This is a genomic window from Candidatus Sodalis pierantonius str. SOPE (assembly GCF_000517405.1).
GTDB lineage: Bacteria > Pseudomonadota > Gammaproteobacteria > Enterobacterales > Enterobacteriaceae > Sodalis_C > Sodalis_C pierantonii.
In genome coordinates this window covers 1743167-1759791 of record NZ_CP006568.1, presented here as the reverse complement: position 1 = coordinate 1759791, position 16625 = coordinate 1743167, and the positions used below count along the sequence as shown (strand labels likewise).

General features: G+C 57.6%; 13 protein-coding genes and 5 pseudogenes. 9 read left to right on the top strand and 9 right to left on the bottom strand.

The window, feature by feature from the left end:
• Positions 1-206: 206 nt before the first annotated feature.
• A complete protein-coding gene (locus SOPEG_RS08935; protein ID WP_025245077.1) occupies positions 207-1130 on the top strand; it encodes an IS5-like element ISSoEn1 family transposase in 924 nt (307 codons plus the stop codon).
• Here SOPEG_RS08935 and SOPEG_RS26180 read toward each other — a convergent pair.
• A pseudogene (locus SOPEG_RS26180) lies at positions 1123-1886 on the bottom strand (mannose/fructose/sorbose PTS transporter subunit IIA). The gene SOPEG_RS08935 and the pseudogene SOPEG_RS26180 sit on opposite strands and share 8 nt — an antisense overlap.
• Before the next feature lie 592 nt (positions 1887-2478).
• Here SOPEG_RS26180 and SOPEG_RS08925 point away from each other — a divergent pair.
• Together SOPEG_RS08925 and SOPEG_RS08920 are read left to right on the top strand one after the other, a co-directional pair.
• Positions 2479-4035, top strand: a complete 1557-nt coding sequence (locus tag SOPEG_RS08925) for a TerC family protein (protein WP_025245076.1) — start codon at positions 2479-2481, stop codon at positions 4033-4035.
• Between the two features lie 358 nt (positions 4036-4393).
• A pseudogene (locus SOPEG_RS08920) lies at positions 4394-4864 on the top strand (IS256 family transposase); the annotation flags it as partial.
• Positions 4865-5090: 226 nt separating this feature from the next.
• On the opposite strand, the gene SOPEG_RS08915 reads toward SOPEG_RS08920, so the two are convergent.
• From SOPEG_RS08915 to pabB, 4 genes are all read right to left on the bottom strand, one after another.
• Positions 5091-6455 carry an L-serine ammonia-lyase gene (locus SOPEG_RS08915; RefSeq protein ID WP_025245074.1) on the bottom strand — a complete coding sequence of 455 codons (1365 nt, stop codon included), beginning with the start codon at positions 6453-6455 and terminating at the stop codon, positions 5091-5093.
• Positions 6452-6592 (bottom strand): hypothetical protein, encoded by a 141-nt coding sequence (locus SOPEG_RS28220; RefSeq protein ID WP_158382361.1) that lies wholly within the window; start codon positions 6590-6592, stop codon positions 6452-6454. The genes SOPEG_RS08915 and SOPEG_RS28220 overlap by 4 nt, the downstream gene beginning before the upstream one ends.
• A gap of 174 nt (positions 6593-6766) precedes the next feature.
• Positions 6767-7360 carry a CoA pyrophosphatase gene (locus tag SOPEG_RS08910; protein ID WP_025245073.1) on the bottom strand — a complete coding sequence of 198 codons (594 nt, stop codon included), beginning with the start codon at positions 7358-7360 and terminating at the stop codon, positions 6767-6769.
• Entirely contained in the window at positions 7353-8714 is a 1362-nt protein-coding gene (gene pabB, locus SOPEG_RS08905) for an aminodeoxychorismate synthase component 1 (RefSeq protein WP_025245072.1), read from the bottom strand. Before pabB ends, SOPEG_RS08910 begins: the two co-directional genes overlap by 8 nt.
• 151 nt (positions 8715-8865) lie before the next feature.
• Here pabB and SOPEG_RS08900 point away from each other — a divergent pair.
• Positions 8866-9031 (top strand): annotated as a pseudogene (locus SOPEG_RS08900) (YoaH family protein); the annotation flags it as partial.
• Positions 9032-9121: 90 nt separating this feature from the next.
• On the opposite strand, the gene SOPEG_RS08895 reads toward SOPEG_RS08900, so the two are convergent.
• Entirely contained in the window at positions 9122-9472 is a 351-nt protein-coding gene (locus SOPEG_RS08895) for a RidA family protein (protein WP_025245071.1), read from the bottom strand.
• 105 nt (positions 9473-9577) lie between these two features.
• Between SOPEG_RS08895 and SOPEG_RS08890 the strand changes: the two are divergent.
• The 4 genes and pseudogenes from SOPEG_RS08890 (at position 9578) to rnd (ending at position 14116) form a co-directional block, all read left to right on the top strand.
• Positions 9578-11481 (top strand): annotated as a pseudogene (locus tag SOPEG_RS08890) (ATP-dependent DNA helicase).
• Between the two features lie 80 nt (positions 11482-11561).
• Complete coding sequence (gene tsaB / locus SOPEG_RS08885) at positions 11562-12263, top strand: tRNA (adenosine(37)-N6)-threonylcarbamoyltransferase complex dimerization subunit type 1 TsaB (RefSeq protein WP_025245068.1); 702 nt, start codon at positions 11562-11564, stop codon at positions 12261-12263.
• Positions 12264-12325: 62 nt separating this feature from the next.
• Positions 12326-12937, top strand: coding sequence for a Slp family lipoprotein (locus tag SOPEG_RS08880; RefSeq protein WP_051419568.1), 612 nt, complete (start codon positions 12326-12328; stop codon positions 12935-12937).
• Positions 12938-12974: 37 nt separating this feature from the next.
• Positions 12975-14116, top strand: a pseudogene (rnd, locus tag SOPEG_RS08875) (ribonuclease D).
• A gap of 84 nt (positions 14117-14200) precedes the next feature.
• Here rnd and minE read toward each other — a convergent pair.
• Genes minE through minC form a run of 3 tightly spaced genes read right to left on the bottom strand, consistent with a single transcriptional unit; the run spans position 14201 to position 15985 of the window.
• Entirely contained in the window at positions 14201-14470 is a 270-nt protein-coding gene (minE, locus tag SOPEG_RS08870) for a cell division topological specificity factor MinE (protein WP_025245067.1), read from the bottom strand.
• Between the two features lie 3 nt (positions 14471-14473).
• Positions 14474-15286: a septum site-determining protein MinD gene (minD, locus tag SOPEG_RS08865; RefSeq protein WP_025245066.1), complete on the bottom strand. Its 813-nt coding sequence runs from the start codon at positions 15284-15286 to the stop codon at positions 14474-14476.
• A gap of 21 nt (positions 15287-15307) precedes the next feature.
• Positions 15308-15985, bottom strand: coding sequence for a septum site-determining protein MinC (gene minC, locus SOPEG_RS08860; RefSeq protein ID WP_025245065.1), 678 nt, complete (start codon positions 15983-15985; stop codon positions 15308-15310).
• A 134-nt stretch (positions 15986-16119) separates the two neighbouring features.
• Here minC and SOPEG_RS08855 point away from each other — a divergent pair, with 134 nt between their 5' ends.
• Positions 16120-16401, top strand: coding sequence for a YcgL domain-containing protein (locus tag SOPEG_RS08855; RefSeq protein ID WP_025245064.1), 282 nt, complete (start codon positions 16120-16122; stop codon positions 16399-16401).
• Positions 16402-16625: the final 224 nt, after the last annotated feature.

Sequence of the window (16625 nt, the reverse complement as noted above, 5' to 3'; positions counted from 1 at the left end):
CGATGAATCCGTTTCCAGGCAAACTTACGCTCTTAAGGGTGATAATGCGGCGTAGGGCTTAATTGCCGAGTTTTTTAATTAAATCCATCATCTTCAACGGGGAATCGCTGGACACTTTACGCACTTCCAGCGGCTTTGTTGAATAAATCGAACTTTTAGGTGACTGGCGGCTCTGATCACTACATTCGTTTCAACATCAGGTCCCCATGGCAAAGCAAAAGTTTAAAACCACCAACTGGCCCGCATACAACAATGCGCTCAGGCAACGGGGGGACATGACAGTATGGCTTGATGAGTCAGCCATTGCTGCATGGACTGAGAGTACACCACCTGAACATCGTGGCCGGCCGCTTCACTACACCGATATGGCCATTACCACGGTTCTGATGATAAAGCGCGTGTTTAACCTTTCGCTCCGGGCGTTACAGGGTTTCGTTGACGCGATTTTTAAACTGATGGGGCTGTCGCTGCGCTGCCCAGATTACTCTCTGGTCAGCCGGCGAGCAAAAACCGTCGACATCAGCATAAAAACGCCAACCCGTGGCGAAATCTCACACCAGGTCATCGATGGCACCGGCCTGAAAATCTTCGGCGAAGGAGAATGGAAAGTCAGGCAGCATGGGGCTGAGAGGCGCAGAGTATGGCGCAAGCTTCATCTGGCAGTAGATAGCGCGATACATGAAATTATCTGTGCCGATTTATCGCTAAGCGGTACGACAGATGCGCAGGCGCTGCCCGGGCTGATTAACCAAACCCACCGGAAAATCAGGGAAGCGTCGGCTGATAGTGCTTACGTTACGCGTTACTGTCATGATGCTCTGCTGAGGAAAAAAATAAAGCCGCTTATCCCACCGCGAAGTGGTGCGCAATATTGGCCAGCTCGATACCATGAGCGTAACCATGCGGTGGCAAATCAGCATCTGAGCGGCAATAATGATACCTGGAAAAAGAAAGTAGGTTATCACCGGCGTTCACTGGCTGAAACGGCCATGTTCCGGTTTAAAACACTTCTGGGTGGTCATCTGAGTCTGCATGACTATGACGCGCAGGTAGGTGAGGCTATGGCAATGGTCAAAGCGCTTAACCGGATCACGCTGTTAGGAATGCCAAACAGCGTCCGCATCATGTAACAATCGCCCTGATAGGGAGGAAGTCGTCACAAATTTCGGATTTATTCAACAAAGCGACTTCCAGCTCAATACCGCGTTCGTTGAGCGTCTTAAACGCCTCAATGTCTTTTTCGTCTACCGACACGGCATTGTTCACCTGGGTTTTACCCTGGCGGAAGGGCATACCCCCAATATTGACCGAGGTAATGCCGACGCCGCCCTCGACCAGACGCACGACGTCGGTCGGGTTGGTGAATAACAGCATGACGCGGTCATTTGCATATTTCGGGTTGTCGTAAACGCGAATAGCTTTCGCCACGTCAACCACATGGGCCGTAACGCCCGGAGGCGCCACCTAGGTGAGCAGGGTTTTGCGCACCGTATCCGCGGCCACGTCAGCGCTTTTACGCCAATACGTCCGGTTTCCACCGCGATACCGACCAGCTCTTGAAAGGTGGGATTATCGTCGCGGGCCATAAAGGTTTCGGCCAGCATGGGGATATTTATGCCGGTCACGACTTCATAATTTTCTTTATCGATGACAATCCGGCTGGCGGCATTAAACGGGCTGCCTCCCCAGGTATCGACCAGAAATAACACGCCTGCTGTGGTGTCAAGATCCGCCAGACGGGCGGTATATTTTTCAATCAATGTTTCAGCGTTTTCGCCGGGGACGAAATCGATCCAGGCGACGTTGTCTTGTGCGCCCAAAATCATTTCGGCCGTTTTCAATAATTGCTCGGCCGCTGACCCGTGAGTGCCAATAAACAATAGCAATACTTACTGGATACCTTCTCTATTGACAAAATGGGTTATGCGCCCCGCACGAAAGCCGTGTCGAGGGCCCTAACTCTTTGGTGGTATAACTGCAAAGTCAGGAACGATGCCTGCCCTGACCGATGTCCGCCCTACAGATTGATCTGCTTCAGTTATTGGTTCGGATGATCATAAGTAAATCGCGATTTATTTTAGTGTGTAAAAAAATAAAAATTGTGACGGCGCTCAGTTATTTGGCTACCGGAATCGGTACAAGCGCACAAAAGAGTGTAGCTGAGAATGAACAAACGGTTTGAAGTGAAAAAATTTTATGCCGGGCGGTGATTCCCTGATACAGTAAAGCGTTTAAATTATAAAAGGAGCAAACAGCCCTCCGATGGACTGTCACCGAAGCCGTTTCATCATTGTTTGTCCGCTTGCGCGGTCATCGTTGTCTTCTCACTGGCGCTTCGCGCTGGATCCTGCTTTCGTCATGTTTGATCCCGCTCCCCAAGAAAGTGTGCCTCTTGGCGGCTTGCCCCTGCGCGTTTGCCGGCAAAGATGCGGTTTAACCCTGTAATCTCTACAGCCTAAATACCTTACGGAGCCTGTGATGGAATTCTTAATGGACCCCTCAATTTGGGTGGGATTATTGACCCTGATCGTATTGGAGATCGTTCTCGGCATCGATAACGTGGTCTTTATTGCGATCCTGGCGGACAAACTCCCGCCCAAAAAGCGCGATCGCGCGCGGGGGGTAGGCCTGTCGCTGGCGTTGATTATGCGCCTTGGGCTGCTGTCGCTGATTTCGTGGATTGTCACGCTGACGCGCCCGCTGTTTCATTTGGGCGACTTTTCCTTTTCCGGCCGCGACCTCATCTTACTGCTGGGCGGGATTTTTCTGTTGTTTAAGGCAATCACGGAGTTGCACGAACGTTTGGAAAATAAAGAGCACGACAGCAGCGCCGGCCGCGGCTACGCCAGCTTTTGGGCGGTGGTGGTGCAAATCGTTATTCTCGACGCGGTATTTTCCCTGGATGCGGTCATCACGGCGGTGGGGATGGTTAACAATCTGCCCGTCATGATGACCGCCGTGGTAATTGCTATGGCGATTATGCTGCTGGCCTCTCGTTCGCTGACCCGTTTCGTTAACCGTCATCAAACCGTGGTGGTGCTGTGTCTCAGCTTCTTGCTGATGATAGGTCTCAGCCTGATTGCTGAAGGTTTTGGTTTCCATATTCCGAAAGGCTACCTGTATGCCGCCATCGGCTTCTCGATCCTGATTGAGATGTTCAACCAGATAGCGCGCCGCAACTTTATCAAAAACCAGTCCGCCAAGCCGATGCGCGAGCGTACCGCGGAAGCGATTATGCGGTTGATGGGGGGCAGGGCTCAGCGCGAAACCGGCGAGGATGATTCGGCCCAGGCGTTCAAGCAGGCGCATTTCGCCGACGAAGAGCGCCATATGATCACCGGCGTGCTGTCGCTGGCTTCGCGCACCCTGCGCAGCGTGATGACGCCCCGCAATGAGATAACCTGGCTGGACTGCCAGCGGCCGGTAGAGGAGCTGCGTGCGACATTGATGGAAACGCCGCACAATATGTTCCCGGTCTGTAACGGCGAGCTGGATCAGCTTATCGGTATCGTACGCGCGAAGGATTTGATGGCGGCGGTGGATAACGGCGAACAGGTCAAAGCCTACGCCGCCGCCAATCCAGCGATCGTCGTGCCGGAAACCCTGGATGTGTTGAAGCTGCTGGAGGAGTTGCGCCGGGCGAAAGGCAGCATGGTGATGGTGTCCAACGAGTTCGGCGTGGTTCAAGGGCTAGTGACGCCCCTGGACGCGCTGGAAGCGATTGCCGGTGAGTTTCCCGACGAAGACGAAACGCCGGAAATAGAGGTCCACGAGGACGGCTGGCTGGCGAAAGGCAGTACCGATCTGCATGCGCTACAGCAGGCGCTGGACACCCAGGAGCTGGCGCGCGGGCAGGATAACGTCGCCTCGTTGGCCGGCTTGCTGTTATCCCAGTGCGATCAAATGCCGGTGGAGGGGGATGTGCTAACGCTTGACGAATGGCACTTTACCATTCGCCAGATGGTGGAATATCGCATTGAGCAGGTGTGGATTGAATGCCTGGCGCCGCGGCACGGCGAGGATGAGGAGGAGTAAACCGCTAAACGGCGCCGACGTGGCGCTGAGCATGCGCCTTCGCCGGATCCCACCGTTCGGCGATAGGACGGCAACCATGATGCGCCATCCGCCGGAGCTGGCCGAGCGGCAATGAGGGAGCAACACTCGTTGTAGCCTGCCGCGCGACGACAGTCCGGTGAGGAGGCGTCATCCGCCGGATCCCACCGTGCGGCGATAAGGATGCATCATTCGCAACGCCGCCGGCGCCGCAGTTTCATGTTGCAGTCGCCGGGAGGGATTGCAGAGGGTGGACGGCAGCGCCGGCGAGCCTGTTTAGAAATTTGTGTATTTGCCTGATTTTGATATGTTCAATCCAACATCAAAAACAGGTTAATTTATGGACGAAAAACAGTTGCAGGCTCTGGCTAACGAACTGGCCAAAAATCTCAAAACCCCTGAAGATCTCAGTCACTTCGATCGGCTGCTGAAAAAAATCAGCGTCGAAGCAGCTCTCAATGCCGAAATGACCCATCACCTCGGCTACGATAAAAATCAGCCTAAACCGGGGACCAACGCCCGCAACGGCTATTCCACAAAAACCGTTACCACTGGCGATGGCCCGCTGGCGCTGCATACTCCGCGCGATCGTGACGGTTCCTTTGAACCGCAACTGGTGAAGAAGAACCAGACCCGGATTACCGGGATGGATAACCAGATTTTATCGTTGTACGCCAAAGGGATGACCACCCGCGAGATCGCCGCCGCGTTCAAAGAGCTGTATGACGCCGATGTCTCGCCGGTGCTGGTCTCAAAGGTCACCGATGCGGTCATGGAGCAGGTTGTCGAATGGCAAAACCGGCCTCTGGATGGACCCTGTACACGATTCTGTGTAAATGATTTTTATACATTTACACAGAATCCGGTACGGGCTCGCGCCGGCGGATTTTTGGTGGCGCCGGGCGCAAGTAAAACTGAGCGGTGGGGTTCCCGTATTGGCCCCTATTGCGCCACGCTGCTACGACCTGCGCGTGGTCACCCTTGACCTTTCAACCGCACCGCGGCTGTCGCACGCCACGTCCGCGGCGCATCTCCACTCAGTCGCATTGCACCTTGATGGCCAGGCCGCCACGCGAGGTTTCGCGGTATTTGGCATTCATGTCCTTGCCGGTTTCATACATGGTTTCAATCACTTTATCGAGGGACACCCGCGGCGCGCTGGTGCGGCGGAGCGCCATGCGCGAGGCGTTGATCGCTTTTACGGCCGCGATCGCGTTACGTTCGATGCACGGCACCTGTACCTGGCCGCCCACCGGATCGCAGGTCAGCCCCAGATTGTGTTCCATACCGATTTCCGCCGCGACGCACACCTGTTCCGGACTGCCGCCCATCAGCTCTGTCAGGCCGGCCGCCGCCATGGAGCAGGCGACGCCTACCTCGCCCTGACAGCCGACTTCGGCGCCTGAAATGGAGGCATTCATCTTGTACAAAATACCGATTGCGCCGCTGGCGAGGAAATACCGCAGCCAGATATCGGCCGAGACCGGCTCGATGAAATGGTCATAATAGTCCAGGACGGCGGGCACGATCCCGCAGGCGCCATTAGTGGGCGTAGTGACAACACGACCGCCGGCGGCATTCTCTTCATTGACCGCCAGGGCGAACATATTGATCCAGTCCACCACCTGCATGGGATCGGTTGAATGCTTATCCCCGGCGATCAACATCCTTCTGAGCGCGGCGGTGCGGCGCGGTACCCGCAGCGGCCCCGGCAGCACGCCCTCGGTATTCATGCCGCGATCGATACAGGCGCGCATGGTCTGCCAGACGGCGGCAAAATAGCGGTCTATCTCCGCGCGCTCGTGCAGCGCGAGTTCGTTGCGTAACACCAAACCGGATACCGACAGGGCGGTATCGCGGCAGTGTTCCAGCAATTGCTGAGCGCTAGTGAAACTGAAGGGAACGCTGACCTCATTCACCACCGCTTGGCCGAACTGTGCTTCCTCGACGATAAAACCGCCGCCGATAGAATAGTAGGTTTGGCTGTAAACGCAGTGATCGCCCGCGAACGCGTGGATGCGCAACCCGTTTTCGTGCCGCGCCAGGTTAGTGTGATGAAACACCATGCCCCCTTCGCGCGCAAAGTCCACTTCATGGGGAGTACCGGCCAACATCAGCCGCTGGCGCTGGGCGACGTCGCGCAAAAACGCCGGCGTGGCGTCTATGGCCACCGTATCCGGGCTATTGCCGGCCAGGCCAAGAATGATCGCCTGGTCGGTGTGGTGTCCTTTTCCGGTCAGGGCAAGGGAGCCGTAAACCTCGACGGCGATACGCGTGACGGAGGTCAGCAGATGTTTTTCGACCAAATCGTCCACAAATTGTTTACCGGCTTTCATCGGGCCCACCGTATGGGAACTGGACGGACCGATACCGATTTTGAACATATCGAAAACGCTGATCACGTTTGCTCTCCTGTAAAATTTTTATAAGGCAACGGGCAGGTGGCATTGACCTGGTTGTAATAGTTGAACGGGGGGCACAGGCGCGTTTTCGCATGAAATAAACTAATGTCAACGGCGTTGACGATGCCACGCGTCATTTGCCCCTGCTGCGCCGACCATCAAGCGATATTTTTAAGTGCAGTAGTAAAATTAAATGCCAATTAACATTAATGTATTAGTATTATGTTCTGCTTAATGTCGCTTGTCGGGGATTTTAGCCAGTTAAATGGAAAAGAAAAGAACTCTGTGCCGTTAAGGGGAGCAGGGTCCCATTATTCGATTGGCGGACGGATATGTTGGCCGAGGCGATAAAGGATTTGAGCGGTCATGCCCCAGACCATGTGTTGGCGGTACCAGGAGAAATACACTCGCCGGGTTTGCGCTCGCCGTTCAATGTCCAGCGGGGTATAGCTCGCCAGCGACAAGGCCTCGGCCAGCGGTATTTCAAAAATTTCCGCCACTTCGGCCTCGCTGGCGACAAAACGGGCGCCTGGCGCCAGCAGCCCCACGATCGGGGTGACCTGAAAACCGCTGCTGCTGTCCACCGGCGGCAATTGCCCCAACACCCTGACCTGACGGGGATCGATGGCGACCTCCTCTTGCGCCTCGCGCAGCGCGGTGGCGATCGCGGAAACGTCGTCCGCTCCGCGCTGTCCCCCCGGAAACGCGACCTGACCGGCGTGTTTGCGCAGGGACGCGGCGCGGCGGGTGAGCAGCAATGTCGGCGTGGAATGGCAAATAATCGGAATCAGCACCGCCGCACGCCGGCGATGGTAGGTCACGTGACGTGTCTCCGGCAGCAGCAGTTGAAAACGGGTAATAAATTCCGCTAGCGGCAGCGGGTGCTCGATCACGGCGTCAGGCATGCAACTGCTCCAGCAGCGGCAGTAGCGAGGCGGCCTTCGCCAGGGTTTCCTGATATTCCGCTTCTTCGTCGCTGTCGGCGATAAGACCGCCGCCGACGGGGCAGTGTATATGCTGGTCCGCCACCAGGAGGGTGCGAATGGCGATATTGGTATCCATCGTGCCGCCGCAGCTGACATAGCCGATGCTTCCGCACCAGGCGCTGCGACGCTGGGGTTCGAGCCTTTCGATGATTTCCATTGCCCGCACCTTTGGCGCGCCGGTAATGGAGCCGCCGGGGAAGCAGGCGCGCAGCAGATCGCAGGGAGTGCGGTCGGCCGCCAGGGTGGCGGTGATGGTGCTGACCATGTGATGCACCGCCGTAAAGGTCTCTATAGCAAACAGCGAGGGCACACGCACGCTGCCGGGTTGCGCCACGCGGCCGATATCGTTACGCAACAGGTCCACTATCATCAAATTTTCCGCCTGATCTTTGGCGGAAGCGGCCAGCCGCGTTGCCTGCTGGCGATCGGCGTCGGCATCCGCCAGCCGCGGCAGCGTCCCTTTAATGGGGCGGGTCTGGATTTCGCCGGTGCGCAGGCGCAGGAAACGTTCCGGCGACAAGCTCATCACTGCTTGGTCTCCCAGGCGGATGAAGGCCGAAAACGGCGCTCGGTTATGGGCCAGCAAATGGCGAAACGCCGGCCATTCATCCCCGTCGCAAGGGGCGCTGAAGCGCTGTGCTAAACAGACCTGATAGCAGTCTCCCGCCAACAAGTGTTGCTGGACCTGGCGAAATTTCTCGCCATATTCGGCGCGGGACATATTGGCGCGCCAGGGGCCGAGCAGATGAAACGGCGCCGATGTAGGCGGCGGGACGGCGGTCAACCGGCTAAGCAAGGGCGCCGGATCGTCGTAGCTCACCAGGGTCACCGTATGGCGATGGTGGTCGGCTATCACCGCCCAGCGATAAATGCCCACCGCCATTTCCGGCAGGGGGACGTCCTGTTGCGCCAGCGCAGGTAGGGTCTCGATGCCGCGGGCGAGATCGTAGCCAAAATAGCCGAGCGCCCCTCCGAGGAACGGCAATGACGCGTTGGGCAGATCCGTCATGCTCGCCGCCGCCAACGCCTGCTGGACCAGCGCAAAAGGGTCGTCGTGGCGATACTCGCGGTCATCTCCTCGGCAAATTTCGGTGACACCGTCACGTGTTACCAGCGTGACCGCGGGCGCCGCTACCATAATATCGTAACGGCTGTCGGGATGACTGCTGTTGCCGGAATGCAGCAGCATCGCCCAGGGCTGTCCGGCCAGCGGGGTAAAGTAGTCCAGCACGGCATCGGGCCGGTAGGATAATGCTGTCAGTTGTGGCTGCATGGATAAGCGCCTGTTCCCGAATGACGTGGCAACGGCAACCTGTCCGTGTTTGTGGAGATATGATGGCGCGATCCTAGCATACATCCTCGCCATGGCGTAACCGGCCGCGTCATGAGATAATCGACATGATTGCCGCCACCGAGAGAAACTGATGTTAAACGATATGCCCGCGTTAACCCATGAGCAGCAGCAACAGGCCGTCGAGCGTATTCAAGCGTTAATGGCCCAGGGGATGAGCAGCGGCGAGGCCATTGCGCTGGTGGCGCGCCGACCACGCCGGCGAAAGGGTGACCCTGCGCTGGGAGGATGAGGAGGAAACCGAGGCCCATGAAGCCCCGGCGGTGCGCCCGGAGGCGGATCCTTACGATAGCTTTCCCGATGACGATTGAGCGCAGGGTGGCCCGTCCTTATAGCGCGGCGATGATTTTGATTTCGATTTTATAGCGCGGATTCATCAGCCCCGCCTGAACCGTACAGCGCACCGGCGCGCTGCCGGCCTCGACCCAGTTATCCCACACCGCATTCATCGCGGCGAAATCCGCAGCGTTAGGCAGGAAAATAGTCGCATCCAGCAGGCGGCGTTTGTCGGTGTTGCAGCGCGCCAGCATGGCGGCGATAGCGGCGAGCGCGCTGACGGTCTGGGCGGTAATGTCTTCGTCAAGCGCGGCATCCGCCGCCACGCTGGTGTAGTAAAGAGTCTGATGATGGATCACCACGTCGGACATACGGGCGCCGTCATCAATACGCTGGAGGGTCATTGCATTTCCTTTCAGTGGTTAGTGAAAACAACAGCATACCATACCGGCGCGGGAAGCCCAGCGCGCCCGACGGCGGTAGCGAAACGCGTTTGCGTGGGAGACAGTGTGACAGACGATTTTACGCCCGAGGGCGTGCTGGCGAAAGCCCTGAGCGGTTTTAAGCCGCGGGAGTCCCAGCGCCTGATGGCAGACGCTATTCGCGACGCCATCGGCGCGCAACAACCGCTGGTGGTGGAGGCGGGTACCGGCACCGGCAAGACCTACGCCTATCTGGTGCCGGCCCTGCGTGCCGATAAAAAGGTGATCATTTCCACCGGCTCTAAGGCGTTATAGGATCAACTCTACGCCCGGGATCTGCCGCGTATCGCGCAGGCCCTGTCCTACCGCGGACAACTGGCTTTGTTGGAAAGGGCGCGCCAACTATTTGTGCCTGGAACGCATGGCGCAGCACGCGGCGGCAGGGGGCGCACTGCCGCCGGAGACGCTCGACGCGCTGAGCCAGGTGTGCGCCTGGGCATCGCAAACCGAGGATGGAGACATCGCCAACTGCGGCGGGATCGCCGAAGACAGCCCTATCTGGCCGCTGGTGACCAGCACGAACGACAACTGCCTTGGCAGCGATTGTCCTGAGTATAAAGAGTGCTTTGTGGTTAAAGCGCGCCGCCGGGCTATGGATGCCGACGTGGTGGTGGTCAACCATCATCTTTTCCTGGCGGATATGGTGGTGAAAGACAGCGGTTTCGGCGAACTGATCCCCCGCGGGCGACGTGATGATTTTCGACGAAGCGCATCAACTGCCGGATATCGCGAGCCAGTATTTCGGCCAGCAGCTCACCAGCCGCCACATGCTGGATTTGGCGCGCGATATGACCTTGGCCTACCGCACCGATGTCCGCGACATGCAGCAGCTGCAAAAGAGCGCCGATCAGCTCTCGTTTCGCGCCCAGGATTTTCGCCTGGCGTTGGGTGAACCGGGGTTTCGCGGTAACCTGCGCGACGCGCTGGCCCAGCCGATGGTGCAGCGCGCGCTGGTGCTGCTGGATGATGCGCTGGAGTTATGTCATGACGTGGCGAAGCTGGCGCTCGGCCGCTCGGCGCTGCTGGATGCCGCGTTTGAACGTGCGACGCTGTACCGCGCCAGGTTAAAACGCTTAAAAAATACCAGCGAGCCGGGATTCAGTTATTGGTACGAATGTAACGCGCGTCATTTTGTCCTGGCGCTGACGCCGCTGTCGGTCTCTAACCGTTTTCACGAAGTCATGGCGGAGAAGGCCGGCACGTGGATCTTCACCTCCGCGACGCTGTCGGTGAATGACAAGCTGGATCATTTCACCCAGCGCATGGGATTGGAGAATGCGACATCGCTTTTGCTTGCCAGCCTGTTTGATTATGCCGCTCAGGCGCTGCTGTGCGTGCCGCGCTTTTTACCGGAACCGCGGGAACGCGGCGCCGCGCAGAAGCTGGCGCGGATGTTGCTACCGGTCATTGTCGCCAACCGCGGTCGCTGTTTTTTCCTCTGAACCTCGCATCAGATGATGCGCGATCTGGCGGTGGAGTTTCGCGCCTCGCTGACGCTACCGGTTTTGGTGCAGGGGGAAACCAGCAAGCGCGAAATCCTGCGCCAGTTTGTCGACGCCGGTAACGCGGTGCTGGTGGCCACCAACAGTTTTTGGGAAGGGGTGGACGTGCGCGGTGATGTGCTGTCATACGTTATCATCGATAAACTGCCGTTTACCGCGCCGGACGATCCGCTGCTGAAGGCGCGCATTGAGGATTGCCAACTGCGCGGCGGCGATCCGTTCACCGAGGTGCAGATCCCCGAGGCGGTCATCGCCCTGAAACAGGGGGTCGGCCGGCTCATACGCGACAGCGATGACCGTGGCGTGCTCATCATTTGCGATCAGCGGCTGGTGACCCGCCCGTACGACAAGATTTTTCTGCAAAGTCTGCCGCCGGCGCGCCGCACGCGATCGCTGGAGCGTGCCATCGCCTTTCTGACCGGCGGCTGAGCGCCGTATCCCCTTGTGGCAGCGGGTGTGTTATGATAAGCGCCCGTTACAGTCCTTATTACTCCCGCCTGAGGTTTGGCATGTCTACCCGCATTTTAGCCCTTGATACCGCGACAGAAGCCTGTTCCGCCGCGCTGATGCTCGACGACGAGCTGTTGCTGGAGCGCTTCGCCGTTGCACCCCGTGAACACACGCAGCGCATCCTGCCCATGGTGGACAGCCTGTTGGCGGAGGCCGGTATTACGCTTGATAGTCTTGATGCGCTGGCGTTCGGCCGCGGCCCGGGCAGCTTTACCGGCGTGCGCATCGGCATCGGCATTGCCCAGGGGCTGGCGCTGGGCGCCGATCTGCCGCTTATCGGCGTCTCCACCCTGGCGGCGCTGGCCGAAGGCGCCTGGCGTCAAACCGGCGCTAGCCAGGTGCTGACCGCTATAGACGCGCGCATGGGGGAAGTGTACTGGGCGGCGTATCGACGAGAGGCGGGCGTCTGGCTGGGGGAGGAGGGCGAAGCGGCGGCGGCGCCCGCGGCCCTGGCGGCGCTGAGCGCAGACCTGACCGGATGCTGGGCCACCGCCGGCACTGGCTGGCAAACGTATTCGACGTTGCTACAGCATGACGGATTGCAGCTCGTCGCGGGTGAAACGTTGCTGCCCAGCGCGCGGGACATGTTGCCGATAGCGCTTCATCACTATCGCCACGGCGGCGCTCGGCTGGTCGCGCTGGCGGAACCGACCTATTTGCGCAATGAAGTGGCATGGAAAAAATTACCTGGCCGCGCCTGAGCGCTAAACTTATCCGGCCGGTGCGGGTCAAAGTAGTAAGTTTATTAACGAGATAAAGTACTATGTTCAGCCATCAGGCTTCACCCGTATCGTTGCGCCGGCTGATGCCGGTCGCTTTCCTGGCCGCGATGTTAACGCTTACGGGGTGTGTTACGGTACCGGAGGCGATCCGCGGCACGACCCCGACGCCGCAGGATGATTTGGTGCGGGTGATGAATGCGCCGCAGCTGTATATCGGTCAAGAAGGGCGCTTCGGCGGTAAAGTGGTCAAAGTGACGAATGAAACCGATCGCACCCGGCTGGAAATCGCCACCGTACCCCTTGATGATGGCGCGGTGCCGTTGATGCACCAGCCGTCCCCTGGCCGCATCATTGCTCAAATCAGCGGTTTCGTCGAACCTTCCGATTTGAAAGGGCAATGGATAACGGTTGTGGGACCGATCACCGGCACGGAAAAGGGCCATATCGATAAAGCGGATTACACTTACATGGTTATGCAGGTGAACGGCTATAAACGCTGGCGCATCGTGCGTGAGGTGTCGGCGCCCATGGGGCCGCCGCTCGGACCCTGGGGTTGGGACTACCGCTATGGATCGCCGTGGGGGCCCGGTTACGGTCCGGCATGGGGTGCTTACTACGGTGATACGCGGGTAGACACCGTCTTGGTGGACTAACTTTTTCTTAACATACGCGCAAAAAGAGAGTGCAGTATTGGATTATCAATTAATTACCACGGATCAGGCTTTTCACGACAGATGTCAGCAGGCCCGTCAGCATTTTCGTGGGTAGCGGTAGATACCGAATTTGTGCGTACCCGCACCTACTATCCCCAACTGGGCCTGATTCAGTTATATGACGGTGACGCGCTGACGCTTATCGATCCGCTGGCGATTACCGATTGGCAGCCCTTCATTGCTCTTCTGGCGGATCAACAGGTCACTAAATTGCTGCATGCCTCCAGAGAAGACCTGGAAGTGTTCTGGCATCGCTTTGGTCAGATGCCGGAACCGATGATCGATACCCAAGTGCTGGCAGCGTTTACCGGCCGCGCGCTTTCCTGCGGATTCGCCGCGCTGGTGGCGGAAACGTTGCAGGTCACGCTAGATAAAACGGAATCTCGCACCGACTGGCTCGCGCGGCCGCTCAGCGACAGGCAGTGTGATTATGCCGCCGCTGATGTTTACTGGCTCTTGCCGATGGCGCATAAGCTAATAGCGCAAACGCAACAGGCGGGATGGTGGTCGCAGGCCAGCCAGGAATGCGCGGCCCTTTGTCAACGGCGTCAGGACGTCACCGATCCTGAATTAGCCTGTCGAGATATCGCTAACGCCTGGCAGCTGCGCACGCGTCAGCTTGCGTGCCTACAACGGCTGGCCAGCTGGCGCCTGAATAAGGCCCGCGAGCGCGATATGGCGGTCAATTTCGTTGTTCGTGAAGAAAATCTCTGGCAGGTGGCGCGCTATATGCCGGGATCCCTTGGCGAGCTGGAGCAGCTTGGCCTCAGCGGACCCGAAATCCGCTTCCACGGCCGGGCGCTGCTGGCGCGGGTGCAGGAGGCTCAGGCGCTGTCGGACGAAGCGTTGCCTCCGCCGGTACTCAATCTTATCGATCGTCCCGGATATCGCCAGACGCTTAAAGCGTTGAAAGAGCAGATACAACTGACGGCTAACAAGACGGGGCTGAGCAGTGAGTTGTTGGCGTCCCGGCGTCAGATAAACCAGTTAATCAGCGTGGTTTGGGGGCTGACTCCCACTGCGCGGCAGCCGGAATTGATAAGCGGCTGGCGGGGAGCGCTGTTCGGCGCGCAATTGCTGGCGTTGTTATCCCAGGACGAAAGCGAAACGCGCTCTTAAGCGGCGGGTGGAGTCAATGGCGTGGCTGGCCCATGAGGCCGCGAGCCTCCTGCCGTCAGGCAGGAGGCGGAAGAGCGGCGGCGTTCATTTGGTGCTTTCTTCCGTTTCCGGCAGCGTTACGTTCAGCTCCAGGATGGAGATATCCCCATCCTTCTTCTCCAATTGAACCGAAAGCATTTCGGGGTCGATTTGCACATATTTACTGATGACCTCAAGCAGGTCGCGTTTCAGCTGCGGCAGATAATGCGGCTCGTTATCGCCTCTGCGCCGCTCGGCAACGATGATCTGCAGCCGTTCCTTGGCTATATTGGCTGTCGTTTTTTTACGGGAGAGAAAAAAGTCAAGTAATGCCATGGTTTATCCCCCAAACAGGCGTTTCAGGAATCCCTTCTTCTCTTCTTCGATGAAGCGGAAGGGACGTTCTTCTCCTAACAGGCGATCAACCATATCTGAATAGGCCTGGCCAGCATCAGACTCCTCATCGAGAATTACCGGCTCTCCCTGGTTGGAAGCCCGCAACACCGATTGATCCTCGGGGATCACACCTACCAGAGGAATGCGTAGAATTTCAATCACATCTTCCATACTGAGCATGTCGCCGCGGCTGACGCGTCCCGGATTGTAACGGGTCAGTAGCAGATGCTCTTTAATGGGGTCTTGACCGCTTTCGGCTCGGCGCGATTTGGACGAAAGAATGCCCAGAATACGGTCGGAGTCGCGCACCGACGACACTTCCGGATTGGTAGTGATAATCGCTTCATCGGCAAAATACAGCGCCATTAAGGCACCGGTTTCAATACCGGCCGGTGAATCGCAAACGACAAAATCGAATTCCATCGTGCTGAGATCATTCAATACCTTTTCTACGCCGTCGCGGGTCAAGGCATCTTTATCCCGCGTCTGCGAGGCAGGCAGAATATATAAGTTCTCGGTCCGCTTATCTTTTATCAGCGCTTGATTCAGCTTGGCATCACTCTGGATGACATTGACGAAGTCATAGACCACCCGGCGCTCACAGCCCATGATCAAATCGAGGTTTCGCAGGCCGATATCGAAATCGATCACCACGGTTTTCTTTCCTTTGCGGGCTAAACCGGTAGCGATGGCCGCGCTCGATGTGGTCTTGCCAACGCCCCCTTTACCCGAAGTAACAACTATAATGCGTGCCATAAATGGATTCCTTGTCAAGGGCTAAATTAAAGGATGAATGGTAAGCGTGCCGTCCTGCAGACATAACTGCGCGGCTTTGCCTGAAAATTCGGCCGGAATTTGATCGCTCAGCCAATACTGACCGGCGATGGATACGAGCTCCGGGGAGAGATGGGTACAGAAAATCTGGCACTCTCCGTCGCCCGACGCACCGGCCAGCGCGCGGCCCCGCATCATGCCATAAATATGGATATTGCCATCGGCAATAAGTTCGGCGCCGGCGCTAACGCTGCTGGTGACAATCAAATCGCTGTTGCGGGCGTAAATTTGCTGCCCGGAGCGCACCGGCGTGTTGATAAGCCGCGTTTTGACCGCCGCCGGCGCGGGCGCCTCGGCGACGCTGCGCTTTGGCGCTTTGCCTTCGGTCAGCAGCGGCAGCCCGCTGCGAACGATCGCCTGTTTCAGTTTCGCGTCGCGACAGCCGCTGACGCCGACCACATGCAGGCCGGTCGCCAGCACCGCCTGTGACAGCGCCTCCCAGGGCGTGTCGCGACTGAGGCCGGCGACGTTGATGACAACCGGCGCATCTTGTAAAAATCCAGGTGCTTGTTCAACTTTTTCATCTATCGCCCGACGGATTTCTTCTGGCTGCGCATCATGCACATGAATTACCGATAAAGTAAAATTACTGCCTTTCAACTCAATTGGCGTTTGCGACATCTATTCTGACTCAGTCTGAGCACGTGTAATTTCCCGATTCGTCACGGGAGGCGATATTCCGAAGTACTGCATGCATGTTATAGTTACCGCTATATACAGGCAAGACACTAGACCACGGAAATAGAGTAAAAAATATGTTTTGTGTGATCTATCGAAGTTCAAAACAGGATCAAACCTATCTTTTTGTCGAAAGAAGAGAGGATTTTACCCGCGTCCCGGCCGACTTAATGGCGCACTTCGGCAAACCGCTATTCTCAATGATTTTACCCTTAGACGGTAGCAAAAAACTCGTTTCCGCGGATATAGGAAAAGTAAAAGAATTACTTAAAGAGCAGGGCTTCTATCTGCAAGTCCCCCCGCCGGTGGAAAATTTATTGACCCAGCATCATCTCGCCGAAAAAAAGCCTGATCATTAACCCATAGGTTCGCGCGGCGGAATTACCGGCGCCGCACTCGCAGGGCTGAATCAATTATCCCATTGGCGATTCTGTAAGTTAAGCCAACGGCGGCAGCCGCGCTATGCCATACGCCCGCGCGCGATGTGAACCTTTGGCGGGTATGAGCCCATTTGCCACTATCCCCTGTCCCACGCCCCCGATGGCGTAATTGGCGCACCATGTGTGACGCTGTCACGTGTGCT

Coding starts and splice junctions, on each gene's coding strand:
- SOPEG_RS08855 (WP_025245064.1), top strand. CDS start 16,120: ATGTTTTGTGTGATCTATCGAAGTTCAAAACAGGATCAAACCTATCTT.
- SOPEG_RS08910 (WP_025245073.1), bottom strand. CDS start 7,360: ATGCCTGACGCCGTGATCGAGCACCCGCTGCCGCTAGCGGAATTTATT.
- SOPEG_RS08925 (WP_025245076.1), top strand. CDS start 2,479: ATGGAATTCTTAATGGACCCCTCAATTTGGGTGGGATTATTGACCCTG.
- minE (WP_025245067.1), bottom strand. CDS start 14,470: ATGGCATTACTTGACTTTTTTCTCTCCCGTAAAAAAACGACAGCCAAT.
- SOPEG_RS08895 (WP_025245071.1), bottom strand. CDS start 9,472: ATGACCCTCCAGCGTATTGATGACGGCGCCCGTATGTCCGACGTGGTG.
- SOPEG_RS08935 (WP_025245077.1), top strand. CDS start 207: ATGGCAAAGCAAAAGTTTAAAACCACCAACTGGCCCGCATACAACAAT.
- minD (WP_025245066.1), bottom strand. CDS start 15,286: ATGGCACGCATTATAGTTGTTACTTCGGGTAAAGGGGGCGTTGGCAAG.
- tsaB (WP_025245068.1), top strand. CDS start 11,562: ATGTCTACCCGCATTTTAGCCCTTGATACCGCGACAGAAGCCTGTTCC.
- pabB (WP_025245072.1), bottom strand. CDS start 8,714: ATGCAGCCACAACTGACAGCATTATCCTACCGGCCCGATGCCGTGCTG.
- SOPEG_RS28220 (WP_158382361.1), bottom strand. CDS start 6,592: ATGACGCGTGGCATCGTCAACGCCGTTGACATTAGTTTATTTCATGCG.
- minC (WP_025245065.1), bottom strand. CDS start 15,985: ATGTCGCAAACGCCAATTGAGTTGAAAGGCAGTAATTTTACTTTATCG.
- SOPEG_RS08880 (WP_051419568.1), top strand. CDS start 12,326: ATGTTCAGCCATCAGGCTTCACCCGTATCGTTGCGCCGGCTGATGCCG.